The sequence below is a fragment of the Niallia taxi genome (genome assembly GCF_004005475.1).
Lineage (GTDB): Bacteria > Bacillota > Bacilli > Bacillales > Cytobacillaceae > Niallia > Niallia taxi.
Genome location: NZ_RZTZ01000001.1, coordinates 655,919 through 679,934 on the forward strand (window position 1 = coordinate 655,919; position 24,016 = coordinate 679,934).

At 38.9% G+C, this 24,016-nt stretch carries 22 protein-coding genes; 6 read left to right on the forward strand and 16 right to left on the reverse strand.

Going from position 1 to position 24,016, the window contains the following annotated elements:
- Window positions 1–6: 6 nt before the first annotated feature.
- The 9 genes from EM808_RS03170 to nagA form a co-directional block, all read right to left on the reverse strand.
- Window positions 7–828: an ABC transporter permease gene (locus EM808_RS03170; RefSeq protein WP_127735701.1), complete on the reverse strand. Its 822-nt coding sequence runs from the start codon at window positions 826–828 to the stop codon at window positions 7–9.
- Window positions 829–852: 24 nt separating this feature from the next.
- On the reverse strand, window positions 853–1,782 hold the full coding sequence (locus EM808_RS03175; RefSeq protein WP_127735704.1) for a nucleoside hydrolase: 930 nt from the start codon (window positions 1,780–1,782) through the stop codon (window positions 853–855).
- Between the two features lie 18 nt (window positions 1,783–1,800).
- Window positions 1,801–2,844: an ABC transporter substrate-binding protein gene (locus tag EM808_RS03180; RefSeq protein ID WP_127735707.1), complete on the reverse strand. Its 1,044-nt coding sequence runs from the start codon at window positions 2,842–2,844 to the stop codon at window positions 1,801–1,803.
- A 219-nt stretch (window positions 2,845–3,063) separates the two neighbouring features.
- Window positions 3,064–3,378 carry a DUF2294 domain-containing protein gene (locus EM808_RS03185; RefSeq protein ID WP_285849607.1) on the reverse strand — a complete coding sequence of 105 codons (315 nt, stop codon included), beginning with the start codon at window positions 3,376–3,378 and terminating at the stop codon, window positions 3,064–3,066.
- A gap of 497 nt (window positions 3,379–3,875) precedes the next feature.
- Complete coding sequence (gene nagE / locus EM808_RS03190) at window positions 3,876–5,330, reverse strand: N-acetylglucosamine-specific PTS transporter subunit IIBC (protein ID WP_205685836.1); 1,455 nt, start codon at window positions 5,328–5,330, stop codon at window positions 3,876–3,878.
- A gap of 75 nt (window positions 5,331–5,405) precedes the next feature.
- The gene (gene murQ, locus EM808_RS03195; RefSeq protein ID WP_127735716.1) at window positions 5,406–6,326 is read right to left on the reverse strand and encodes an N-acetylmuramic acid 6-phosphate etherase; all 921 of its coding nucleotides are present in this window, start codon (window positions 6,324–6,326) and stop codon (window positions 5,406–5,408) included.
- A gap of 4 nt (window positions 6,327–6,330) precedes the next feature.
- Window positions 6,331–7,047 (reverse strand): GntR family transcriptional regulator, encoded by a 717-nt coding sequence (locus EM808_RS03200; RefSeq protein WP_127735719.1) that lies wholly within the window; start codon window positions 7,045–7,047, stop codon window positions 6,331–6,333.
- Window positions 7,044–7,796 carry a glucosamine-6-phosphate deaminase gene (gene nagB, locus EM808_RS03205; RefSeq protein WP_127735722.1) on the reverse strand — a complete coding sequence of 251 codons (753 nt, stop codon included), beginning with the start codon at window positions 7,794–7,796 and terminating at the stop codon, window positions 7,044–7,046. Before nagB ends, EM808_RS03200 begins: the two co-directional genes overlap by 4 nt.
- Window positions 7,796–9,001, reverse strand: coding sequence for an N-acetylglucosamine-6-phosphate deacetylase (gene nagA / locus EM808_RS03210; RefSeq protein ID WP_127735725.1), 1,206 nt, complete (start codon window positions 8,999–9,001; stop codon window positions 7,796–7,798). Before nagA ends, nagB begins: the two co-directional genes overlap by 1 nt.
- 343 nt (window positions 9,002–9,344) lie before the next feature.
- Between nagA and EM808_RS03215 the strand changes: the two genes are divergently transcribed.
- On the forward strand, window positions 9,345–10,892 hold the full coding sequence (locus EM808_RS03215; RefSeq protein WP_127735728.1) for a glycosyltransferase family 2 protein: 1,548 nt from the start codon (window positions 9,345–9,347) through the stop codon (window positions 10,890–10,892).
- A 254-nt stretch (window positions 10,893–11,146) separates the two neighbouring features.
- Here EM808_RS03215 and melA read toward each other — a convergent pair whose 3' ends face one another.
- The 5 genes from melA to EM808_RS03240 all read right to left on the reverse strand — a co-directional run bounded on the left by melA (window position 11,147) and on the right by EM808_RS03240 (window position 16,224).
- Complete coding sequence (gene melA / locus EM808_RS03220; RefSeq protein WP_127735731.1) at window positions 11,147–12,448, reverse strand: alpha-glucosidase/alpha-galactosidase; 1,302 nt, start codon at window positions 12,446–12,448, stop codon at window positions 11,147–11,149.
- A gap of 13 nt (window positions 12,449–12,461) precedes the next feature.
- A complete protein-coding gene (locus EM808_RS03225; RefSeq protein WP_164849562.1) occupies window positions 12,462–13,046 on the reverse strand; it encodes a YesL family protein in 585 nt (194 codons plus the stop codon).
- A 62-nt stretch (window positions 13,047–13,108) separates the two neighbouring features.
- A complete protein-coding gene (locus EM808_RS03230; protein WP_127735736.1) occupies window positions 13,109–13,996 on the reverse strand; it encodes a carbohydrate ABC transporter permease in 888 nt (295 codons plus the stop codon).
- Window positions 13,983–14,855: a carbohydrate ABC transporter permease gene (locus EM808_RS03235; protein WP_127735739.1), complete on the reverse strand. Its 873-nt coding sequence runs from the start codon at window positions 14,853–14,855 to the stop codon at window positions 13,983–13,985. Before EM808_RS03235 ends, EM808_RS03230 begins: the two co-directional genes overlap by 14 nt.
- 64 nt (window positions 14,856–14,919) lie before the next feature.
- On the reverse strand, window positions 14,920–16,224 hold the full coding sequence (locus EM808_RS03240) for an ABC transporter substrate-binding protein (protein ID WP_235856549.1): 1,305 nt from the start codon (window positions 16,222–16,224) through the stop codon (window positions 14,920–14,922).
- Window positions 16,225–16,700: 476 nt separating this feature from the next.
- On the opposite strand from EM808_RS03240, the gene gntK reads away from it, so the two are divergent.
- Window positions 16,701–18,245 carry a gluconokinase gene (gene gntK, locus EM808_RS03245; protein ID WP_127735744.1) on the forward strand — a complete coding sequence of 515 codons (1,545 nt, stop codon included), beginning with the start codon at window positions 16,701–16,703 and terminating at the stop codon, window positions 18,243–18,245.
- 38 nt (window positions 18,246–18,283) lie between these two features.
- Here the strand turns inward: gntK and gnd are convergent, their stop codons facing one another.
- Entirely contained in the window at window positions 18,284–19,246 is a 963-nt protein-coding gene (gnd, locus tag EM808_RS03250) for a phosphogluconate dehydrogenase (NAD(+)-dependent, decarboxylating) (RefSeq protein ID WP_127735747.1), read from the reverse strand.
- Window positions 19,247–19,331: 85 nt separating this feature from the next.
- Between gnd and EM808_RS03255 the strand changes: the two genes are divergently transcribed.
- Complete coding sequence (locus EM808_RS03255) at window positions 19,332–20,177, forward strand: MurR/RpiR family transcriptional regulator (protein ID WP_127735750.1); 846 nt, start codon at window positions 19,332–19,334, stop codon at window positions 20,175–20,177.
- A 58-nt stretch (window positions 20,178–20,235) separates the two neighbouring features.
- On the opposite strand, the gene EM808_RS03260 is transcribed toward EM808_RS03255, so the two are convergent.
- On the reverse strand, window positions 20,236–21,567 hold the full coding sequence (locus EM808_RS03260; protein ID WP_127735753.1) for a GntT/GntP/DsdX family permease: 1,332 nt from the start codon (window positions 21,565–21,567) through the stop codon (window positions 20,236–20,238).
- A 234-nt stretch (window positions 21,568–21,801) separates the two neighbouring features.
- On the opposite strand from EM808_RS03260, the gene EM808_RS03265 reads away from it, so the two are divergent.
- The 3 genes from EM808_RS03265 (at window position 21,802) to EM808_RS03275 (ending at window position 24,015) form a co-directional block, all read left to right on the forward strand.
- Window positions 21,802–22,656: a manganese catalase family protein gene (locus EM808_RS03265; protein ID WP_127735756.1), complete on the forward strand. Its 855-nt coding sequence runs from the start codon at window positions 21,802–21,804 to the stop codon at window positions 22,654–22,656.
- Between the two features lie 259 nt (window positions 22,657–22,915).
- On the forward strand, window positions 22,916–23,368 hold the full coding sequence (locus EM808_RS03270; RefSeq protein ID WP_127735759.1) for a MarR family winged helix-turn-helix transcriptional regulator: 453 nt from the start codon (window positions 22,916–22,918) through the stop codon (window positions 23,366–23,368).
- Window positions 23,365–24,015, forward strand: coding sequence for an HlyD family secretion protein (locus EM808_RS03275; protein ID WP_127735762.1), 651 nt, complete (start codon window positions 23,365–23,367; stop codon window positions 24,013–24,015). The genes EM808_RS03270 and EM808_RS03275 overlap by 4 nt, the downstream gene beginning before the upstream one ends.
- Window position 24,016 lies beyond the last annotated feature (1 nt).

Consider the following 24,016-nt stretch of genomic DNA (forward strand, 5'->3'; position numbering starts at 1 on the left):
ACACCTCTACCCCTTCGGATTAAGTTTTTTTGCTACTCCATTCATTATGGAAATGATAATAAAGGTCACAACTATCATGATTGTTGCCACAATAGAAGCTAGCTTCCAATCATTTAATGTAATCGCATTTTGATACAAGAACGTGGAGATAACTCTCTGCTTTCCGCCTAATAACGCAGGTGTCGTGTAGGCTGTAAAGCTGCCGACAAACACTAGAATGCTGCCTATTACCAGCCCAGGTACACATAATGGTACGACAATCTTTAAAAAGACACCGAGCTTGGATGCACCAAGACTCTCTGCAGCCTGCAGCAAATCCATTTCGATATTTTCCATTACTCCAACAAGTGTCACGATAACTAATGGAAGAAACAAATGCACCAGACCGATAATGATGGCTGTAGGTGTATAAAGTATCTCAAGCGGCTGGTTAATAAGCCCTGCTCCTAAAAGCAGCTTATTGAGCACCCCGTTTTTACCGATAATGATCATCCAGCTAAAAGAGCGCACAACAGGGCTTGTTAACAGCGGAAAGATCGTTAAAAGCAGGAATACTGCTTTTTTACGTGCTTGAAGCTTTGAAATGTAATAAGACACCGGAAAACCGATCAGTATACAAATGATTGTCGTCAACAGACTGACACGCAATGTCGTTAATAATATTTTGATGAAATAATCATCTTTAAAGAAATCAACATACCCTTTTATACTAAATGTTCCATTATCATGAAAGGTTGTCCCGATCATGGATAAGATTGGAATAACCATAAACACAGTCAAAAACAGTAATCCTGGCAGAAGCAACAGGTATAGATATCTTTTCTTCATCTCATCACTCCCTGTTTTTTTAATTTAAGAATTTAAGATTTTAATAAACATTGCAAAAAAAGCTTCTGCATCGACTTCAAGACATACTTCCAAATTAGGCTGCTTGTTTAAACGATTTTGAAAATCACAAACGAGCTGCCCATCACATAGCTCACTTTTCGTTTCTACATCTACATAATGCTTTTCTGTTACAGCAATTGTATTGTTAATAGCAATCCCAACCGCTAACGGGTCGTGCATGGCACATGCATGCACGCCGTAGCGAGAATAATATTTCTCTTGATAGTCTCTTGTGCTTTCTTCTATATAACTTGCAAGCTTTTCATTTTTCAGCTTGCTGATATGTTCCTTAGTCAGCAATGCCTTTCTTGTCACATCCAATCCAACCTGGACAATGGCCGGAAAACCAGCCTGAAGAACAATTTTTGCAGCCTCTGGATCCACATATGCATTAAATTCAGCTGTAGGTGTTATATTGCCGACTCCTTTAACTACACCGCCCATAAAAATTACTTTTTTGACATGCTTTGTTATTTGCGGACATTTCTTAACTGCTAAAGCTAAATTTGTAAGAGGCCCAGTACAAACAAGTGTGACCTCTCCGGAAAAACTTAAGATAGAGTTAATAATGAAATCTGGTGCAAATCCATCACTCACCACATTGCGAGCAGGAATATCCTTTAACGCACCTCCAAGCCCATCCTCTCCATGAATGCGGTGTTCGAAAAACGGCTCTCGGAAAAGTGGCGTTTCCGCCCCTTTAATAACGGGTATTTCTGTTTCTTCAAGCAAATCAAGGATCTTACATGTATTAACGGTCGCTGCATCTAAAGAAACATTTCCGTTTACTGTCGTTATTCCCAACAGGTCGAATTTTTTGCTTTTTACGGCAAGAAGGATGCCGATTGCGTCATCAATTCCTGTATCCACATCAAGTATTAGCTTTTCAGGCATTCTAGATTCCTCCTACTCTTATTGAATTAGCTCTCTGTTCCAGCGATCAATCCAACCTTTAAGATTATCATTAACAAATTTCATATCCATCGTATGAAGGCTGTTGATTAAGTCTTCTCCGTATGTTAGTCCTTCTGCTTCTTCATCTGACAATTGAACGTCAACATTAACTGGGGAATCAACTTTATTTTTTGCTGATTTCTCTTGAGCCTCTTTACCAAGAATATAGTTTATGAATTTTTCAGACAGATCCTTTTGATCAGTACCTTTTACAACGTTCATTGTGTTCATAACTGCATAACCGCCTTCAGCAGGTGTGACAAATTCTGCATTTGGAACAGCTTCTTTCAAGTCAGCAAAATACATTTCCATAATTGGACCAGCTGCTATTTCACCTTGCGCGAACATGTTAACATATTCAGATGTTTGTCCATATTCCTTCACAACGCTTGGCATAATTTCCTTCAAGGAAGTGAATGCTGCATCCTCATTAAATGTTTCTTCACCTTTTACCATTGACGCTATATCTACCATCATTGGTCCTGTTGTTGAAGTGATGCTTGGGATCGTGATTTTACCTTTCATATCAGCGCTCCATAAATCCTTCCAAGAAGTGATCTCTATAGGAGACTCATCTGGATTATAGGCAATTCCGAACTGGGCAATTGTATAAGCAGGTCCATATTCTTCTCCAAGTGGAGCTTTAGCGACATCATAGATTTTATCTACGTTAGGAATATTTTCACGATCAATCGTGTCGAATAGGCCATCTTGAATGCCTTGCTGTGCATAATAGTCTGATAGGAAAATAACATCTACATCTGAGTTGCCTTGTTTAATTTTGTTAAGACGGTCTGCATTATTACCTGTGTCTAACACGATCTCTACGTTGTTTTCCTCTTCAAATGGCTTATATATTTCTTTACGGAAGAAGTCCTCATTGAATCCCCATGTGGAAACAACCAGTTTTTCCTTTCCTTCACTTTCAGAACCTTCGTTTGAACCGCATGCTGCTAATAAAAGTAAAGATGATGCTGCAACTGCTTGAATAATTTTCTTCATTAAGAGCCCCTCCATTTTTATTGATTATTTTTTTATATAATTGCTGCTTATACTCCCCTTTTTATCCTGCTGGTAAAAGCAGAACAAAAAAAGACAATCTTAAATAGAATCATTCTTCTACTTAAGATTGTCTTTTCTTTGATAAACAAAGGGAAAACTATCTTTAGTCTTTATATTTCGGCGTTTCACTCAGATAAATCCAAGCAAAAATCCAATATTTTATTTCAAGACAATATTTGTAAAGGCAAATTGAGTGAATGAATCATAATCTCTTAATATAGCTTCTATATTCCAACCGGTTTGTTCCTCGACCTGAGTTCTGAACTTTTTCTTGAATAGCAGAGACAGATGAAAGTCTACTTCAAGCTTTAAGCTTGGTACTTCACCTTCTAATGCAGCAGATCTAGAAGCTCTCGGATGCTTGGCTTGCAAGGTTATTATATTTTGGTCGATTGTTACCTTTAGCAAAGTGGTGCCAGCACCAAATAAATCTTTTGATACTTTATTATAGATTTGAGAAAGCAATCTCTTCATTTCATTCGAATCTATGATAATCACCTGCCAAACAATTTATATCTGTATTATACATACCTTTTTATCCTCTGACAATAGAATGTGCGTTTTTTAATTAAAAAAATATAAGAAAACAGATATTAATATAATTTTTTACACCAAAATACGAACTATCCAACCTAAAACTTTATTATTATACACATAGAGATTCTAGAAAAAAGCACTCTTAGTCGTATATTTTATCCTTTAACCTGCAAAAATACGAGGCACTTGTCAGATTATCTGACCTAATTCCTTTGCAACTGGGTCCATTTTAATATTGTTACATCATATCATTATTAAATTATTTAGAAAATTACTTTTTTAAAAAAAGAGCAGGATTCTTTGGAATCCTGCTCTTTAGAAAGAATGAACTACTTAAAGGATAGTTTCCCACTAACCAAATAAGAGTCACACCCCTCTGCTTCAACCCGAGACAATTTTAAATTTATGTTTTTATTATTTGTCTGCTCTAAGTCTTATTTTTCTTCCTGTCTAATCTTCTCGATTTCGTCTGCTACGAATTGCACTTGTGTACCGACGATTACTTGAATGCTTGTCGGTCCGACAATATTGATTCCCGGCACACCTGTAGCTTTGATTTTGCTTTGATTAACTGTATTCATATCTTTCACTTCAATTCTTAATCTTGTTACACAGTTATCAACAGATGCGACATTTGCATCTCCGCCCAAGCCCTCGTAAATTTCTGACGCCATAACAGCAAACTTATTGTCATTATTTATTGGTGCTGTAGCAACCGCTTCTTCTGCTGTTTCTTCTTCTCGTCCTGGTGTGGACAAATTAAACTTCGTGATAAGAAAACGGAACAGTGTGTAATAGATACACGCGAAAACTAAACCTTGAACAATCAGCATATACGGTTTGTTTGCAAGTGGCAGTCTTGAGCTTAAAATAAAGTCAATTAAACCTCCACTGAAGGAAAAACCTGCAGTCCAATGGAAGGCAGCCGCAATTGCCAAGCAAAAGCCAGTAAGCACTGCATGAACTAAATAAAGTCCAGGTGCCGCGAACATAAAGGCAAACTCAATTGGTTCGGTAACACCTGTTACGAATGCAGCAATACCTGCTGCCAGCATAAGGGACGCAACTTGCTTCTTTCTTTTTGTTTTTGCTGTATGGTACATTGCTAAAGCAGCTGCTGGCAAGCCGAACATCATCACAGGGAAGAATCCTGCTTGATACATGCCTGTTACACCTTTTTCTCCTTTACCAGCCCAGAAGTTCCCAATATCATTGATGCCAGCTAAATCAAACCAGAATACGGCATTTAAAGCATGATGGAGACCTGTCGGAATAAGCAGCCTGTTGAAGAAGCCATATAAACCAGCTCCAATTGCCCCCAGCTTACTGATTTGTGTTCCAAATGATACTAAGCCACTGTATATTGCCGGCCATAAGAATAAGAGAATAACTGCAACTACTAGCATGCTGACAGCACTTAAAATCGGAACGAGTCTTTTTCCGCTGAAAAACGCAAAAGCGGCGGGAAGCTGTGTTTTACTGAACTTGTTATACATAACGGACGCAACAATACCGGATAGCATCCCAATAAAGGCATTTTCAATTTTTGTGAAAGCGACATTCACATCCTCCGGATTAATGCCTTGAAGCATTGCGACGGAATCTGTGGATAATAGTGTTTTAATCACGAGAAAAGCAACTAAACCACTTAATGCAGCAGAACCGTCCTTATCCTTAGATAACCCTAACGCCACCCCTACTGCAAACAAATAGGGAATATTATCAAGAATGGAAGAACCAGCCTTGATTAGAAAAGCGGCTGTTGGACTGTCTGCTCCCCATCCTGAAGGGTCGATTGCATAACCTATCCCCATAAGTATCGCTGCCGCTGGCAATACAGCTACAGGCAGCATTAAAGCTCGACCAAGTTTTTGCAAATAAGCTTTCATCATTTTTTCCCCTTTAGTTTCTTAAATAAAAGATACTCTATATATAATGACTGTAGAAAAACCTTTCCTTTATATTTAAGGTTTTAATTCCTTCACATCATGGAAGTACTGTTGAATTGCTTTCTTTAAATGACCAGCAGAGCCTTCCAAAAATGTCTTTGCTTCCTTTAATGTGCTGCCTGTCAATAGAATAAAAGCAGCTGATTTCAGGTCATGATTTGTGACCTCAAGTGCTGATTGCGCCTCTTCCTCTGTTGCAGCTGTCATGTTTACTAGCATCTGCACTGCTCTGTTTACAAGCTTTTTGTTAATCAGCTTCATATCTATCATTTCATTTTGATACGTTTTGCCAAGCTTTGTCATCGTTGCGGTCGAGAGCATATTCAAAATCATTTTTTGGGCAGTTCCTGCCTTAAGTCTTGTTGAACCCCTAATAACCTCTGGCCCTGTTGGCGCCTCAATCCCGATATCACAAATTGCTGTTAATGCAGTACTCTCGTTGTTGCTAATCCCAACTGTAAGTGCGCCAATGTCAGCTGCATACTCAGCTGCAGCAAGGACGAAAGGCGTAGAGCCGCTCGCAGTTACTCCGATAACAACATCTGCTTGTGTTAGGGAATGGCTTTTCAGAGCAGTAATGATCCAGCTATCGTCGTCTTCTGTTTCCTCAAGAGAATTCCACATCGCCTCATATCCACCTGCAAGCAGAGGAACCCATCTGTTTTGCGCAATGGAAAAGGTAGGGACTAATTCAACTGCATCAACGACAGCTAATCTCCCGCTCGTTCCTGCTCCTATAACAAAGCATCTGCCTCCAAGCTGCCATCTAGCAGCAATCGCCTCAACAGCCTTGCTTATATGAGTAAGTGCCCCGCGGACTGCCCCTGCAACTGCTTCATCTTCTTTGTTCATGAATTGGACAATCTCAAACGAGGACCATTCATCCAACCCAATACTCTGAGGGTTTTGATGCTCGGTTCCTGTTAATTCGTTCATATTTTCACCTCTTCATATCGATGACAAATTTATAACGATCTCCTCTGTATATCGATTTAACATACTCAAACGCTTCACCGTTTTGTAAATAGCTGAACCTTTCAATTAGTAAAACAGGGTCGCCTTCTTCAATTTGCAAGATAGAGCATTCGCTTTTTTGAGCAAGTGATGATTCCAGTGTTTGTGTGGCATGACTGATTTTGAGATTCAACTCGTTTTCAATATATTCGTAAAGAGAGGCATGAACAGTATTTTCTGTTAAATCAGTGATGATATTTGCCGGTAAATAGGATATTTCAAGTGCCATTGGACTTTCATCTGCCAGCCTCAGCCGGCTCACTTCATATACCGGCACACCTTCTGTTATCTTCAGCTTTGCGGCAATATTCTTGTCCGAGCTTATTTGCTGGAAGGAAAGAATTTTCGTTAACGGCTTTAATCCTCTTGAACGCATATCCTCTGAAAAGCTCGTCAAACCAGAAAGGGGCTGCTCAACCTTTTGTTCTGCGACAAATGTTCCTTTTCCCCGCTTTCTAACTAAGATGCCTTCATTAACAAGATTATTGATTGCTTGACGGACAGTCATTCTGCTTATGTCGTATTTCTCTGAGAATTCTCGTTCAGAGCTGATTGGGTCTCCTGGATTGAGTCCTTTCACAATCTCCTTGATTTCCATCTCCAGCTGAAAATAGATTGGAATATGGGAATCCTTAATAATCAACGGTTAACACTTCCTTCTTTTTCCTTTAATAATGCCAATGCTTCACTGTCTGCAATAATTGTTACATCAGGATGTTCCTTCAAAATAGAGGCAGGGATATCCTCTGTCACATCTGTTTTGAAGAGGTTATATAATATTGGTGCTTTTTTTGCCCCTGATGCCAGTAAAATGATTTTTCTGCTTTTCATAATAGTCGATATTCCCATTGAAATAGCGTGTGTTGGCACATCATCCTTATTCTCGAAATATCTTGCATTAGCTTCTCTTGTTGATGGATCCAATTCAACTACACCAGTCTTTGAGGAGAAGGGTGTTCCAGGCTCATTAAACCCAATATGGCCATTCTCGCCAATTCCAAGTACTTGAAGATCCACTCCGCCTAAATCTTCAATCAGTTGCTCATAATCCTTTGCATCTTGCTCATATGGCGGTGTTTCCGCCTTTGGAAGATGAATATTTTCTCGTTTAAGGTTGATATGGTCGAACAGGTGCTTATCCATATAATAGGTATAGCTTTGATCACTTTCCTTTTCTAACCCGACATATTCATCTAAGTTAACTGTTTTAATGTTTTCATAAGATGTTGTATTTTGCTTATAGTCGTCTATAAGTCGTTTATAGGTTCCTGCAGGTGTTCCTCCAGTTGCCAAACCAATCACAGCCTCTGGCTTTTCCTTCACCAGATTAATTACCACCGCTGCTGCTTGCTCACTCATTTGTTCATAGTTATCAACTTCAATCCATCTCATTACAATGCACCTCCAGATTTTGTTGCAATTATTCCTTTGCATATAGTCAAGACCACTTCATTGTTTGCATTTAATACAACCAAGTCTGCGTCCTTCCCAGTTTTTATACTTCCTTTTTTATCCAAAACACCAATCTGCCTTGCTGGATTATAGGAACCCATTATGATGACATCCTCTAAGGAACAGCCTGTAAATGCCATCATATTAGTAAGAGCATCATTCATTTTTAACGTGCTGCCAGCGAGGGCTCCACTTTCTAACAGAGCTTTTCCATCTTTAACAATCACCTTTTGGCCACCGAGTGAGGAAATTCCATCTTCCAGCCATTTTGCTCTCATGCTGTCAGTAATTAAGATAATTTTATCCTTCCCTTTTTGCTTAAACGTCAATTTGACGATTTCCGGGTGAATATGAACTCCATCGACAATCATCTCTGTCGTCAGCTCATCATGAAGGAGTGCACCACCTGCTGTTCCAGGATCTCTATGATGGAAGCCTCTCATCCCATTATATAAATGGGTAACATGATTCACTCCCGCGTTGATTGCATCGACTACCTCTTCATATACAGCATCAGTATGGCCCATTGAAGCAACAATGCCATTTTCTTTTAAATAGGCTGCCAACTCTAGCCCATTTTCTTTTTCAGGCGCTAATGTTACTAGTCGAATATGGTCACAAGCAAGTGCATTCCATTTTTTGAAAAGCTCAATGTCTGCCGTCTTAATAGCATTTAGCGGCTGTGCCCCTGCTCTCTTTTCATTAATAAAGGGGCCTTCAAGATGAATTCCTAGCATTTCTGCTTTACCTGGACTATTGTCCGTTTTCATATAGGAAGCAATGCTTTCTAAAGCAGCTTCAATCTCTTCTTGCCCTTGTGTCATAGTTGTTGCCAAGAAGCTAGTCGTTCCTTCATACGGTAAAATCCTGGCGATTGTCCCTAGACCATCCTTCGACCCATCCATCGCATCAGCATCTTTTGCCCCGTGAATATGAATATCAATCATTCCGGGAATGAGTTTGCTCCCCTTTGGAAAAGATATTGTCTGTACATTCTCTTTCTCCTCTTTCCAATCAGCAATTTTCCCATAAGACTGGATGCTTCCTTGTTCGATAAACAAGAAGCCATCGTAAATAACTTCCTCTTCTGTATAAATGGTTAAGTCCTTAAGAAGTAAAGACTCGCCAGTACTCTTGATTGACATAACATAATCCCTTCTTACTTTCATTTATTTATAAACTATATAACTAGATGTCTATACCAGTTATCTTAACATGTATTAATTCTAGCAAAAATCTGCAATATTGCTAGAATTATGTAAGATTATTTGGTCCTTTACTGGAAACCGCTTACAGACAAATTATAAAGGAAGACTATTTACTTTGTCAATACAGCTTATAGTCTTTACTACCTTTTGGATTTTATTACTAAAATAAGCATGATTTTAGGAAAGATGTATAGTTTTATATTAAATATTCAATAATGATACTACCCTTTTTAATCATTTAGAAACATTAATAAAACTATACAGAAAGCTTGGATGATAGATGAAACTTCTCTCTTTTGCTTTGAAAAATAAAAATGTCAGCGACTACGAAATTATTCAGCATCAAAGTAAAATAATGGATCCTCTTGTAACAGTAGTCACCCCTGTTTTCAACAATGCTGCCACAATTAAGAAAACAATCGATTCTGTTTTAAATCAAACATTAATAGATCAAATTGAATATATTCTTGTAGACGATGGTTCAACAGACAAGACTCGGTCCATTCTCCTTGATTATAGTAGTAAACATCCAAACATAAAGCTTGCACTGCTAAAAAGGAATACTGGCACACCTGCTTTTCCTAGAAACTTAGGAATAGAGCTTGCTAGAGCTCCGTATATTTCGTTTCTTGATGCCGATGATTGGTTCGAATTATCAGGATTAGAGAAGCTTTATCGCGTGCTTGAGGAGACCGGCGATGATTATGTTGTCGGGAAAACGGTGAAAATACGGACGGATGGAACCTCTATTGTAGGCGAACACGAATCCAGCACAGAGCGGAGAAGTGTTCCACCAGCCTCTATCCCCCATATTTTCCATCACTTAGGGCCAAGAGCCAGAATGATGAAAACAAGGATAATTAAAGATAACAATATCCAATTCCCTGCAATGAAGTTTGCAGAGGACAAGCAGTTCTTTATGGATGTATTGGCCTGCTGCAAAACAATCTCAACAACTAAAGAAGTCATCTACTATTTGAACAGGCAAAATGAAAATAATGGCTCCTTAACTTCACGCACAAATGTGCTCGACAAGATGAAATGCAATCAAAAGGTAATACGTTACTTTAAAGAAAAAGAGCTTGATTCTGATATTAAAAAGATGATATTAAACAGATTGTTCGAATTCGACTGCTTTACAGGCTTCATCAATCGCTATCATACGCTTAGAACAAATAGTCCGACATACAAACAAAAAGCCAATGACTATATGAAGAGAAAAGCCTATACTTGGACAATGAAAAAAACATTAAAAGCAGCAAATGATTTGGATTATGACATTACCGACCATTTCTTTAAACCGATTAACAAGGTGTGCTATGAGCTTTTCAAGAAGGGAAAATATAGCGAGATTGAAGAACTGTTTCGGTGGCATGCAAAAGAAAAAATCAAGAGCTATCATTTTCTTGAAAATAAAGCCTTCTTTATAACACCATTGCAGGACCCTTATAAATATATCCAGATCCCAATGTATGCAGAGCTCATTGACTGCATTGTCGTTAATGACCATATCCAACTTCATATAAAAGCAGTTGGTGATGATTCTGCCTGCATAAATGAGCTTCTGCTTCGCAACAGGCAGTCACAAGCCTCAGAATTTATCGTACAAGCCTCTGTGCAAAATAATGGTGAAGGCGTTTTGTCATTGCCGATAGATTGGATACATTCTCTGCCGAAATCTATTTATACTATTTATTTACGCTACAATGACTATCAAAAGGTCCAATTGCATATTCCAAGGCTAATGGAAAGCTTAAAAAGTGCGCAGCACAAAAATCTCCACTTTTATTCAACCATTAATCAGAACTTAGCATTGAAAGTTAAATAGTGTTAAAAAAGGAAAGTAAGTTGTTAAGCCTAGAATAAAACTGAACTATTCTATCGATGGTTCCGTTTTTTGTGTTTTGGATTTAAATACATAAATGAGAAACCATAGTGTAATGGAGCGGAGGACATTCGACTACTAAGGGAAATAGAGGAGGCTTTAGCCTCCTCCCCAAGCGAGTGTGTGTAGCGTAATGAAACGAACTAATTTTAAAGCCATATTCTATTAAGAATCACTTCTTAGTCTATTTTCTGTTATCATTCAAATTTTGGCAGCCAATCTCCGTGTGCTTCTATTAAATCGTCACACATGGCAACAATATCATCCATTGACAGTTCTGCTGCTGTATGTGGATCGAGTAAGGCTGCTTGATATATATGTTCTCTTTTTCTTGAGACAGCAGCTTCAATTGTTAAAAGCTGTGTATTTATATTCGTTCTGTTTAATGCGGCCAGCTGTTCTGGAAGCTCCCCAATATAGCATGGCAATATTCCGTTTCTATCAACAAGACATGGTACCTCAACACATGCTTTTTCAGGTAGATTGCTAATAAGCCCGCCAGTATTCAGAACGTTTCCGCCAAATTTAAAAGGTATATTTGTTTCAACTGCCTCAATGATTCGTGACCCATATTCATGGGAGCGCACATGTGTTAAATTGCTGTTATGTACAAGCTCCTCCCGCATTTTTTTCCAGTTTTCGATTTGCTGGACACAGCGACGCGGATATTCATCTAACGGAATCTGGAATCGGTCAATCAGTTCAGGATAACGGCTCTTTATAAAGTATGGATGGTATTCGGCATTATGCTCTGATGACTCCGTTACATAATATCCGAATTTATCCATTAATTCGAATCGCACCATGTCTGTATGCTTATCCAGCTGCTTTTCCTTCGCACGTCTCTTTATTTCTGGATAGAGGTCCTTCCCATCTGCCTTTACCTCCAACAGCCAAGCCATATGGTTAATACCAGCAATTTTCTCCTCCACATTTTTGGCTTTTATCCCGAGTGATTTTAATAAATGTGATGTACAAACCTGAACACTGTGACAAAGCCCGACTGTTTTGACATTTGTGTAGCGCAGCATCGCTCCAGTAAGTGCTGCCATCGGATTCGTATAATTTAGAAACAATGCATCTGGACAAACCTCCTCCATGTCCGCAGCAAACTCAAGCATGACAGGAATTGTTCGTAAGCTCCGAAAAATACCGCCGATTCCAACAGTATCTGCGATTGTCTGGCGCAGTCCGTATTTCTTTGGAATCTCAAAGTCTATGACCGTACTTGGCTTATAGCCGCCGACTTGAATAGCATTTATGACATACTTTGCTCCTCTTAGTGCTTCCTTTCGGTTTGTGTACGCCTTTATAGTAACATGGCAATTATAATTATTTTTCAGATTGTTTAGCATATTCTCTGAATCCTTGAGCCGCACCTCATCAATATCAAACAGAGCAAACTCAAAACCCTCAAGTGCAGGTACCATCATACAATCTCCCAGAACATTTTTTGCAAATACAGTGCTTCCTGCACCGATAAATGTGATTTTAGACATACATTTCTCCCCTTTAATCGTTTATCATCCTGCTATTTTTTTGTTTACTCAGTATGTTTCGATGTGCATGTTTGACATTCCAAGTCAGCCACAATGCTACAGTGCTTCCGAAGAAGAACAAGAAGAAGCCTGCAAGCTGGCTGTATGCAGCAAAAATCGTGATGCAGCCGATCATCATAACGGCGCTCTGTACAATCCGTGTAATGCTCATAAACAGCATATCTCTTAACACTTCTTTTATTGTCCGTTTTTTCTCTACTAATAAAGGAAATAAATACGGCAGCATGATGAGATATACAAAGGTAATAGTCAGTAGAGTATATCTGAAAATGGCAAAAATAGTACTCTCAGCTTGGAAAAAAAACTGTAAATCGACATACAGCAATATTCCTGCAAATAGAATAATTGCTCCAAGCAAATTCGCCTGTATGAAATATGCTTTAAACTTAGCAACAAACATCGGAAATATCGGACCGTCGTCTGTCCCATCCATCCATTGTCTAATTAAATAAAACATTGCTGCAGCAGCTGGAAAGAAGCCAAACAGAATAAGGCCGCCAAGCGTGAAGAGCATCCATAGTGCATTAACATAAAGCAAACGGTACACCCATATGCAAGCTTTCATCAGTTTGTTGTTGATAAGATCACCCCATTAATGAATCAACCTTTAGAGCCAGTCAAAGCAATGCCTTCAATAATTTGTTTTTGCGCGAAAATGTACACAATGATAACAGGAATAATAGAGATTGTTGTACCAGCCATCATCAGTGACCAGTCTGTAAAATATAAGCCTTTAAACGTATTAAGGAGCAGTGGCACTGTGAATTTTTCAGGCGTCGTTAAATAAATCAACGGCTCTAAAAAGCTGTTCCAAATTCCCATAAAAGCAAATATCCCAAACGCAGCAAGCGCTGGCTTTATCAATGGCAGAATGATGCTTCGGTATATCCTAGCAGGGTTTGCTCCGTCAAGAACAGCTGCTTCAATCTGTTCATTCGGTATGCCTCTAATAAACTGTCGCAGCAAAAACACACCAAAGGCATTGAATAATCCTGCCGGAATGATTAAGGATAAATGCGTATCAATCCACCCAAATGCGTCCATAATCAGGTAAAGCGGGACCATCGTCACTTGCTTTGGAATCATCATTGTCGCCAAAAACAGGATGAACAGCAGATTAGAGCCACGAAATCGCATTTTCGCAAATGCAAAGGCAGCCATCGAACAGGTCAGCAAGTTTAACAGGACAACGATTGCCGTTATATAAAAGCTATTAAAATATGCTTTTGCAAATGGCATTGCTGTTAAGGAATTCGGGTAGTTTTGGAAATTAACAGGATTCGGGAACCATTTTGGCGGCACAAGGAAAATTTGGGACATATCTTTAAGAGAACTGCTTATTGTCCAAAGGAAGGGAGCAACCATTAAAAATGCTCCAGCAATCAGCACAAGATGGAGCAGGATGCGCAGCAATGAAATCTTTTTCTTTTTACGTAATGGAACAGCTGCTTGAGGGACCGGATTCACTGATGCGTCATTGATCTTCATAATGCACCCACCTTTTCGACATTTTAAATTGAATAAGCGTAAACACTAGAATAATGACAAACAATACCATTGCCGCTGCAGAGCTTATACCCATTTTGAAATCGACAAAGGCTGCTTCGTATATATGATATACAAATGTGTAGCTCGATTTCGCAGGACCGCCGCTTGTCATGACATATGCCTGATCGAAAACCTGGAAGGAAGAAATGACAGCCATAATGGCAATAAAAAAGGTTGTCGGTGACAAAAGCGGCAATGTAATATGGCGAAGCTTCTGCCATTTTGTCGCCCCGTCTATCTCTGCTGCCTCATAGTAGGATTTAGAAATCCCTTGAAGTCCTGCTAAGAAGATGACCATATTATGACCTAACCCCCACCATATGCTCAAAATCGCAATGGATGGCATTACCCAATTTGTATCAGTCAACCACATTGGCCCTTGTATCCCAAAGTTAGCGAGAACTTGATTTAATATGCCGAAATCTCCATTTAAAATCCACATCCAGATAACTCCGATTGAAACAGAGCTTGTTACTACAGGCATAAAGTAAAAAAGTCGATAGAAGTTTTTTCCTTTGATTTTATTAAGAGCAACCGCTACCGATAAGGACAAAGCGATGCTTGCAGGAATGACTAAAATTGTATAATAGGCCGTATTTCCTAAGGCTTTCCAAAAATCCGGATCCTGAAATTGATCTATATAATTGGCTAACCCTATAAATTCCTTCGCCCCAAATCCGTCCCATTTCATAAAGCTTAATGTCAATGTGAAAAGAACTGGTATTAATGAAAACAAAATTAATCCTATTAATTGTGGAGCCAAAAACGCATAGCCCCAAAGGTTTTGCCGGCCTCTCATCGCGTTCACCCACCTTTTTTAAGATAGAAGGTGAAGAATAAACTCCTTCACCTTCGTTTTTATGTCATTCAGATTTATGCTCTGCAATCATTTCTTTTGCTTTTTTCGTTATTTTTTCTACAGTAGTCTTGGCGTCATCTTTGCCAAGGTACATAAGGTCCATGATGTCATTGACTTCTTTATCCAAGCCTGGGATAGTCGATTGGATTGCATTTGCAAATCCTTTTTCCCTTGCTTCAATGATGTAGTTTACATGCTCTGGAACATTGGAGCTAGTGATGGCATCGTCAATTCCGTTAATAGACGGAATCGCATTTCCAATACCGTTCAAGCGCTGCTCCTGCCCAACTTTAGATGTATAGTAAGAAACAAATTTCATCGCTGCTTCTTTATTTTTAGAATCTTTGTTTGCTGCAAGGTAAGCTGTCGGAATTGCCACTGGCTCTTGCTTGTTTTCTGTGTTGGATGGCCATGAAATATAATCCCATTCTAATGATTTGTTTTCATGGAAAAGCGGTGTGAACCATCTTCCGGCAGTAACCATGCCAACTTGCCCAGACATAAACATCGCTTCTGAGCCCTGGCCTTTAGGAAGAGACCCGGAATAAGTAAAGTTTTTGCCCTTAACCATTTGTTCTAAGAAGGACATCGCTCCAATCCCTTTTTCATTTTGATCTAAAATAAATTCGCCAGTTTCTTTATTGTAAATTTCTCCGCCGTTTGCCCAAATCCAGCTAAAAAGTGTGTTCCATGAATTATCTACAATCAAACCGTATTTGCCGCCGTCCCGCAGCTTATCTGTTACTTCTTTCATCGCGTCAAAGTTCCATTTTCCCTCGTCATAAAATTCTTGAGGAGACTTAATACCTAAATCTGAAAACAGCTTTTTATTGTAATAAATAAGCATCGGATTACAATCTACTGTGATGCCATATATTTCATTGTCTTTTTTAGCAGCTCCCCATAATCCTTCTGCGAACTCTTCCGGCTTAGCATAGCTTTCTGAGCCGTTCATAAATTCACCTAATGGTGCAAGTTTGCCAGTTTCAATGATTTTTGAAATGTCACCATCTCCAACATAAAACACATCTGGTGCCTGACTTCCCTGCAGCTGTGTTTGCAGCTTTTGGATATAGCCATCACTTGGAATTGGCACAAGTTTCACTTTAATGTCCGGGTTCTCTTTCATGAATCCATCCACAGCTTTTTGGTATACCTTTATTTCTGCAGGATTTCCCCATGCTGAAAAGGTCAGCTGGATTGTTTCATCGGAGCCGGAAGTGCCTGAATTAGAACTGCACCCTTGAAGTATTGGCACCAGCAGCAAAATAAGAACGATAAACAAGGCAATAACTTTACTCTTTTTCATAGTTCTTCCCCTCACTCTCTGTGTCTTGTTTGCTAAATTATATAGGGATAACTCACTCCCATGTAAAATTCAGCAGGTGTTACAACTACGAGACAAACTTGCAACCGCTTACAAATTTCCGTAAAAATTTTTTGTATAACTATGATGTCAATAAGGTAAATCGGATTAGCTTAAAATGAAAACGCTAACAATTACAAGTATTAGTCTACTTGCCCACATTTACTTATTCAAGAATTTCCCATCCAAAAATTCCGCTATAATTCGAGTTACGAAGTGCTTTTTTGTCGCCGTCAAGTTTGATTTCTCTCGCTGTTTCTTTTATTCTTTTAATGAAAACAGTTCCAAAAATAAATAATTTGCTTTAAAATAAAAGGATAAGAAAAAATTTTTCTAAATATTTTCCTATTTAAAGAAATTTTTTTTGTTACCTTTGACCCTTATTTATATTCAGGATTTTACTATAAAGGAGATTTAATATGGTTAAGGATTCCTTCTATTTAGGTGTTGATATTGGAACAACTAGTACAAAAGCTGTTTTGTTTGGAGAAGCCGGCAAAGTAATCAGCATGCATCATGTTGAGTACCCTTTATACAGCCCAGCACCAGCTATTGCCGAACAAGACCCTGATGAAATACTTTCTGCTGCGAAAGAAGCAATTAAAACAGCACTTTCAAAAGGCAATGTCGAGCTAAAGAAATTAAAGCTTGTTTCCTTCAGTGCAGCAATGCATAGCCTTATTGCAATTGATAACAATAACAAACCACTGACAAAATGCATCACTTGGGCTGACAGCCGTTCAGCAGCATGGGCTGACAAAATTAAAAACGAATTGAATGGACTGGAAATATACAAGCGTACAGGTACACCAATTCACCCAATGTCTCCCCTTGCAAAAATTGCTTGGCTCCGGACAGATCACCCAGAGATTTTTGCTAATACAGCTAAATTCATCGGTATTAAGGAATATATCTTCCACCATTTCTTTGGTGAATACATTGTCGATTATTCCATTGCCTCTGCTACAGGTCTTTTCAATCTTGAACAGCTTGATTGGGACAAGGAAGCGCTTGAAATAGCTGGCATAACGCCAGAACAGCTGCCTGAGCCAGTACCGACAACTCACTCCATCACTGGCTTGAAGGATGAGCTTTGTGCGGAACTTAGCCTAACTTCGGACATACCGTTCATCGTTGGCGCAAATGATGGTGTTCTTTCCAATCTTGGTGTTAATGCGATTGATCCTGGTGTTGTAGCTGTAACAATCGGGACAAGCGGCGCAATCCGCACTGTAACAGATAAGCCAGTAACAGATCCAAAAGGTCGGACTTTCTGCTACTGCCTTACCGAAAATCATTGGGTTGTTGGCGGTCCTGTCAACAATGGTGGAATGACGTTTAGATGGGTTCGTGATGAGCTTGCTTCCTCAGAAGTGGAGACAGCTAAGCGCTTAGGAATTGACCCTTATGAGGTGTTGACGAAGATTGCTTCTCGGGTTCTTCCAGGAGCTGACGGGCTTTTGTTTCACCCATATTTAGCTGGTGAAAGAGCACCACTTTGGAATTCAGATGCTCGTGGCTCCTTCTTCGGACTTGGGCTGCATCATAAGAAAGAGCATATGGTCAGAGCCGTGCTGGAAGGCGTAATCTTGAATCTATACACAGTGATGCTTGCATTGCAGGAGGTAATTGGCGAACCGAAGCAAATTCAAGCTACTGGCGGTTTTGCCCGCTCAGAGCTTTGGAGACAAATGATGGCTGACATTTTCAATCAAGAGGTCACAGTTCCAGAAAGCTTTGAAAGCTCCTGCCTTGGCGCGGTTGTCCTCGGCATGTATGGACTAGGAGAAATAAACGATTTCAGTATTATGAAGGAGCTTGTTGGCAGCACACATGCTCATAAACCAATTCAAGAAAATGTGGAAATTTATGAGGATCTAACACCAATCTTCATTCGCATCTCCAGATTGCTTAATAATGAGTACGAATACATCGCTGACTTCCAGCGCAAATGGGTTAAATAACAAGCAAGGCTGCAGTCATATGCTGCAGCCTTCCTTTGTTACTTCTTCTCAACACTATGGCCCCCAAATTCATTACGCAACGAGGCAACTACTTTTCCTGTGAAGGTATCCTCTTCTAATGAACGATAACGCATCATAAGCGACAATGCAGTAACAGGCATTGCTACTTGAAGATCCAAGGCTGTTTCAAGCGTCCACTTACCCTCACCAGATGAATGCATGACTCCTTTTATCCCCTCTAATTTCGGGTCTTTTGCAAAGGCATTTTGAGTTAGCTCCATAAGCCAAGAACGGATGACAGAGCCATTATTCCATACCTTCGCAACATTCTCATGATCATAATTGAATTCGCTTTTCTCCAGCAATTCAAATCCTTCAGCTATAGACTGCATCATTCCATATTCTATTCCGTTATGGACCATCTTCAAAAAATGTCCGCTGCCTGCTTCCCCTGTATACAAGTAACCATTTTCCACACATAAATCCTTGAAGAGACTCTCAGTCTGCAAGAAGATGTCCTTATCTCCACCTATCATCATACAAGCTCCATTTCTAGCACCGCTTGTACCTCCACTCGTTCCTACATCAAGATAATGGATGCCTTTCTTCTTAAGCTCTAAAGCTCTGCGGACTGTATCCCGATAATGTGAATTTCCGCCTTCAATTATAATATCGCCATCACTTAATGCAGCACTAAGCTCTGTTAAAACATCCTCTGTTATCTTCCCTGATGGAACCATTACCCACACAATTTTGGGACCTGCCAAACTATTTGTTAACTCTGCTATGGTTTTAACTCCGACAGCACCTGCATTAGAAATTTTTGTAATAGCGCTTTCATTTACATCAAAAGCTGTTACACTATAATTATGATCCAAGAGATTCTCTGCTAAGTTAAAGCCCATTTTTCCGAGGCCAATTATTCCAATGTTCATTTTTAGAACACTCCTTTTACGAAAAAAATTTTCTTCCTTTCTTTTATTATACGAAATTTTTTTCATTAATGAAAGCGTATTAAAAAATATTTTTTCTTATGTTGATTATGCTATACTATACATAAAATTATGTCGAAAGGAATCAGACGATATGGCACAAAATTGCTTAGGAAAAATCCGCTCCTATTATGCTAGACTAAGTGAAAAAGAAAAAAAGATTGCTGATTATATATTAGAAAACCCTGAAAAAATCATTCATAGTACTATTAATGAGCTGGCAGAGGATTTAAATGTGGCAGATGCAACCGTTTTTCGGTTCTGCAAACGTATTGGATTTAAAGGCTATCAAGCAATGAAAATTGCCCTCGCCTCCGAAATAATTGAGCCTATACAGCATATTCATGAAGAAATAAATGAACAGGATAATGTAGCCACAGTAACAGAAAAGGTTTTTATGTCGAATATCCGCACACTAGAAAATACTTTACAGTTAGTCAATGGAACGTCCATCCAAAAAGCCGCAGATTTTTTGCTTGCAGCACACCGGGTAGAGTTTTACGGAACTGGTGGGTCGGCAGTTATTGCAATGGATGCTTTTCATAAATTTGTGCGAACAGGAATAAAAGCGTTTACATTCATTGATTCCCATTTTCAGCTTATGTCCGCATCACAGCTATCCGATCGCGACGTTGCCGTCATCATCTCCCACTCTGGGACTAATAAAGATACCATCAATATCTTAAAAACAGCAAAAACAAACGGTGCTAAAACAATTAGCATTACAGGTTATCCTAAATCACCGATAGCTCAGCATGCAGATGTTGCACTGTTTACAAGCTCAGAAGAAACTGAATTTAGGTCTGAAGCACTTTCCTCCCGTATTGCGCAATTAAGCTTAATTGATGCCCTTTATGTGAATATGATGATATTAAATAAAGACACTGCAAATAAATCGCTTAAAAAAATCAGAAATGCTATTTCAGACACAAGAATGTAACAAAAAAAGGTGCTAAAACCAAGACTTAGATCTTGGTTTTAGCACCTTTTTTGTTGCCTTATACAAATAAGTCTAAAATCAATACTCCTGCAAATGCAACGAATGATAATACTGTCTCAAGGACTGTCCATGTTTTAAATGTTTCCTCTACTGACAGACCTAAGTATTCTTTTACCATCCAGAAGCCTGCATCATTAACATGGGAGAACATTAAGGAACCAGCACCAGTTGCTAATACAAGCAGCTCCACGTTCACTCCAGACATACCTGCTATAATCGGTGAAACAATCCCTGCTGCTGTCGTTAGTGCGACTGTTGCAGATCCTGTTGCAATACGGATAAGTCCGGCAATCATAAATGCTAAAACTAATGGTGATAATGATAAGCTTTCAGACATGTTTCCGATTGTTGTACCAACACCACTGTCAATCAATACTTGTTTAAAGGCACCACCAGCACCGATAATCAACACAATTGACCCAACTGGGAGAATACAATCTTCGGTGAACTTTTTCAATTTTTCCTTGCCGATACCTTGTTTAAATCCAAGGAAATAAAATGCAAAGAATACAGCTAGCAGCAGTGATACTAACGGACTACCAACAAAAGCCAATGCCTTCATAACCTCATCAGGCAAAAATTTCATATATGGTGCAGCAGTTCCAATAATCATCAGCAGGACAGGAAGCAAAATCGCGAAGAAAGAAATACCAACACTTGGCAGTGACTTTTCGTCCTTTTCCTCCACTTTAACTAATTCTGGTTCCCCTTTCGGAAGAACACGTTTATGAATATATTTTGCAAAAAGCGGACCGCCAACAATTCCGGCAGGCAGAGCAATAATTAATGAATACAGTAATACTTTTCCTAAATTTGCATCAAAGATTCCAATTGCGGCAATCGCACCTGGATGTGGAGGTACTAATCCATGCACAATGGATAAGCCTGCAATCCCTGGCAAGGCAATTAACAATATGTTTTTCTTTGTCGCTTGTTGGATGGAAATAACAAGTGGCAGCAGTATTAAAATACCGACTTCAAAGAAAACCGGAATTCCAATAATAAATCCTGAAAGGAACATTGCCCATGGCAGTTTCTTTTCTCCAAAAATCTTCACAAAGAAGTTAGCAATTTGTAATCCTGCCCCAGATTCGGACAGCATTTTCCCTAGTATTGTTCCAAGCGCTAAAATTCCGACTAAATGGCCTAATACGCCACCTACCCCCGTCTCATAAGCGCTTACAATTTTATCCCATGATAATCCTGAGAAAATAGCCAAAAATAAACTTGCTACTGTCAAACTAATAAAAGCATGCCATTTAAACAGGGAAACTCCTAATATTACAAGGACGATTGAAACTAATGTAATTATTAATAAGTATGCATCCATTTGATGTACCTCCACTATTAGAGTTGATTTGTAAGTGTTTTCATTTCTATGCTCTTATTATACGAAAAAAAATTTCTTTCATCAACTATTATTTATGAAAAAAATATTTTAACAATTTAAATTCTTGCATCTTTTTTAATTTATCCCATTATTCCTTTTAAAATAATGGGATAAAAAAAGAAAATTAATAAACAATAAACTAAGAAAAAAAAATATCCCATTGGAGGTATCATCTTGTATTTCTATAAAGAAGACTTAATTAATGTAATCGTTCCTGATAAGCCAGACCCAGCTGCTGCCAAAGTGCTTCAAGAAGCATTAGGAGGCAGATTTGGCGAAATGAGAACACTGATGCAGTTCTCCTTCCAAAGCGCTAACTTCCGTGGAAAGGCAAAGCAATACCGTGACTTAATCCGCGGCGTTTTTCTTGAAGAGCTAAGCCATGTGGAGCTTGTTCAAACAACCATTAATCAACTTCTAAATGGTTCTGGCGATATTGGTGTAGGTTCTGTCGGCGAAAGCGATGCACCACTTCATATCGCAACAGAAAATGTGAACCCACATCATTATATTATGGGTGCACAGGCCTCACTTCCTGTTGATGCTGCTGGAAACCCTTGGACAGGTGCTTATGTATACAGTCATGGCAATTTAGTCGCTGATCTTCTTGATAACTTAGTTCTTGAATCAACAGGTGTCCTGCAAAAATCACGCTTATATGAAATGAGTTCGAATAAAACATTCCGTGAAACTTTAGCGTTCTTGATTGTTCGTGACAATGCGCATCAAAATGCATTTGCAAAAGCACTTGAAACATTAGGTGTAAACTGGGCAAAGCTGTTCCCTGTTCCAAACTATGATATTAATAAATATCCAGAATGCCGTAAATATGTTGATTTAGGCTTCCATAATGCTCAATTCAACTTCCGTCTCGACCCTACAAGAATTGGTGAAATATTCCAAGGTGAATCTCCAAGCAGAAATAAAGGCGAGCTTAAAGTAATTGAACCACCACAAGGCTATCCTGTGCCCGAGCTTCCTGATATGCCGAATGAGCACAGCCCTGGTTTGTATGATTTGAATAACTGATTTATTAAGAGACCCTGATGTTAATAGGGTCTTTTTTTGGTAAATTAATCCGTTTTTCTTCTATATTAAATAGGTCTTTGTATCGTTTATTATTTTCTCATCATTTTTTTAACTTCTTTTAATGTTACTCCCTCTAATTTATGCGAAGATAGCTCATGCGATATAGTTCGTATACGAACTATTTTTGACAAGCTATTAATTCCAGCATTTTTTGTGTCTGGTTGGGTATTTTATTTCTTAAGGGAACAGGAGGCATAATGTGAAAGAGGCTTTGAATAATGAGTTGATTAGATCCTACGCAAAGATAAATAAGGCTTACTATCAGCTTCTCAAAGATGATGCAGATCAGATGGGTTTGACTGCCGTTCAACTTAAAGCATTATATCGGGTTTCTTTTCAACCGAACATAAGCTTAGGTGAGCTTGCTGACAAATTGCGTCTGACGAAAAGCACAGTCAGTGGTGTTGTCGATCGCCTTGTACAGCAGGATATGATTGAACGAACAACTCAAGCTAATGATCGAAGAGCTGTTAATCTGCATCTAACCAAGCTTGGACATGAGAAACTTGAAGCATTGATGCAAACCGACTCTGTTGTTGCCCTGAAAATCAAAGAAATAATGCAATTCCCTGAAGAGGACATCCAAAAACTGCTAGAATTAAACAACAAAATTTTAACGATTCTCAATTCTAAGGAGGACTTACAAGAATGAACGCAAGACGCATGATACTTATTAACATCATCCTACTTATTGTTTTAGTGGGTGGCGGTTTTACAGGTTATTATTTCTATGATAAATCTGTTTCTTACATCTCAACAGATAATGCCCAAATTACGGGACAACAAGTGAGCATTGCTTCACCTGCAACAGGTAAATTAACAGCATGGAGCGGTGATGTCGGCGAGAAATTTGGCAAAAATGAAAAAATCGGGACAGTGGAAGTAACAACTGAAACTGGAACATCAAAAATTAATGTTAATGTTCCTGCAAACAGCACTGTTGTTCAATCATCAGCAGTAGAAAATTCTTTTGTTGCAGCAGGTACTTCTTTAGCTAAAGCATATGACATGAATAACCTATGGGTTACAGCAAACGTTGATGAAACAGACTTAAACGACGTAAAGGTTGGCCAAGACGTTGATCTATATGTAGATGCATACCCAGATACAACTTTAACTGGTAAAGTAGAATCTTTAGGCTTAGCAACATCAAGCACATTCTCATTGCTTCCTAGCAGCAATTCATCAGGCGACTACACAAAAGAAACGCAAGTCATTCCTGTTAAAGTCTCAATTGATAACTATGGTGGTTTAGATTTAGTTCCTGGTATGAACGTAACTGTGCGAATCCATAAGTAGG

What these genes read in the sequence shown, in the direction of transcription:
- EM808_RS03275 (WP_127735762.1), top strand. Translation starts at nt 23,365, where the DNA reads ATGAACGCAAGACGCATGATACTTATTAACATCATCCTACTTATTGTT.
- EM808_RS03175 (WP_127735704.1), bottom strand. Translation starts at nt 1,782, where the DNA reads ATGCCTGAAAAGCTAATACTTGATGTGGATACAGGAATTGATGACGCA.
- EM808_RS03185 (WP_285849607.1), bottom strand. Translation starts at nt 3,378, where the DNA reads ATGAAGAGATTGCTTTCTCAAATCTATAATAAAGTATCAAAAGATTTA.
- EM808_RS03215 (WP_127735728.1), top strand. Translation starts at nt 9,345, where the DNA reads ATGAAACTTCTCTCTTTTGCTTTGAAAAATAAAAATGTCAGCGACTAC.
- EM808_RS03260 (WP_127735753.1), bottom strand. Translation starts at nt 21,567, where the DNA reads ATGGATGCATACTTATTAATAATTACATTAGTTTCAATCGTCCTTGTA.
- nagA (WP_127735725.1), bottom strand. Translation starts at nt 9,001, where the DNA reads ATGTCAATCAAGAGTACTGGCGAGTCTTTACTTCTTAAGGACTTAACC.
- EM808_RS03235 (WP_127735739.1), bottom strand. Translation starts at nt 14,855, where the DNA reads ATGAGAGGCCGGCAAAACCTTTGGGGCTATGCGTTTTTGGCTCCACAA.
- gntK (WP_127735744.1), top strand. Translation starts at nt 16,701, where the DNA reads ATGGTTAAGGATTCCTTCTATTTAGGTGTTGATATTGGAACAACTAGT.
- nagE (WP_205685836.1), bottom strand. Translation starts at nt 5,330, where the DNA reads ATGAAAGCTTATTTGCAAAAACTTGGTCGAGCTTTAATGCTGCCTGTA.
- EM808_RS03240 (WP_235856549.1), bottom strand. Translation starts at nt 16,224, where the DNA reads ATGAAAAAGAGTAAAGTTATTGCCTTGTTTATCGTTCTTATTTTGCTG.
- murQ (WP_127735716.1), bottom strand. Translation starts at nt 6,326, where the DNA reads ATGAACGAATTAACAGGAACCGAGCATCAAAACCCTCAGAGTATTGGG.
- nagB (WP_127735722.1), bottom strand. Translation starts at nt 7,796, where the DNA reads ATGAGATGGATTGAAGTTGATAACTATGAACAAATGAGTGAGCAAGCA.
- EM808_RS03255 (WP_127735750.1), top strand. Translation starts at nt 19,332, where the DNA reads ATGGCACAAAATTGCTTAGGAAAAATCCGCTCCTATTATGCTAGACTA.
- EM808_RS03170 (WP_127735701.1), bottom strand. Translation starts at nt 828, where the DNA reads ATGAAGAAAAGATATCTATACCTGTTGCTTCTGCCAGGATTACTGTTT.
- gnd (WP_127735747.1), bottom strand. Translation starts at nt 19,246, where the DNA reads ATGAAAAAAATTTCGTATAATAAAAGAAAGGAAGAAAATTTTTTTCGT.
- EM808_RS03180 (WP_127735707.1), bottom strand. Translation starts at nt 2,844, where the DNA reads ATGAAGAAAATTATTCAAGCAGTTGCAGCATCATCTTTACTTTTATTA.
- EM808_RS03230 (WP_127735736.1), bottom strand. Translation starts at nt 13,996, where the DNA reads ATGAAGATCAATGACGCATCAGTGAATCCGGTCCCTCAAGCAGCTGTT.
- melA (WP_127735731.1), bottom strand. Translation starts at nt 12,448, where the DNA reads ATGTCTAAAATCACATTTATCGGTGCAGGAAGCACTGTATTTGCAAAA.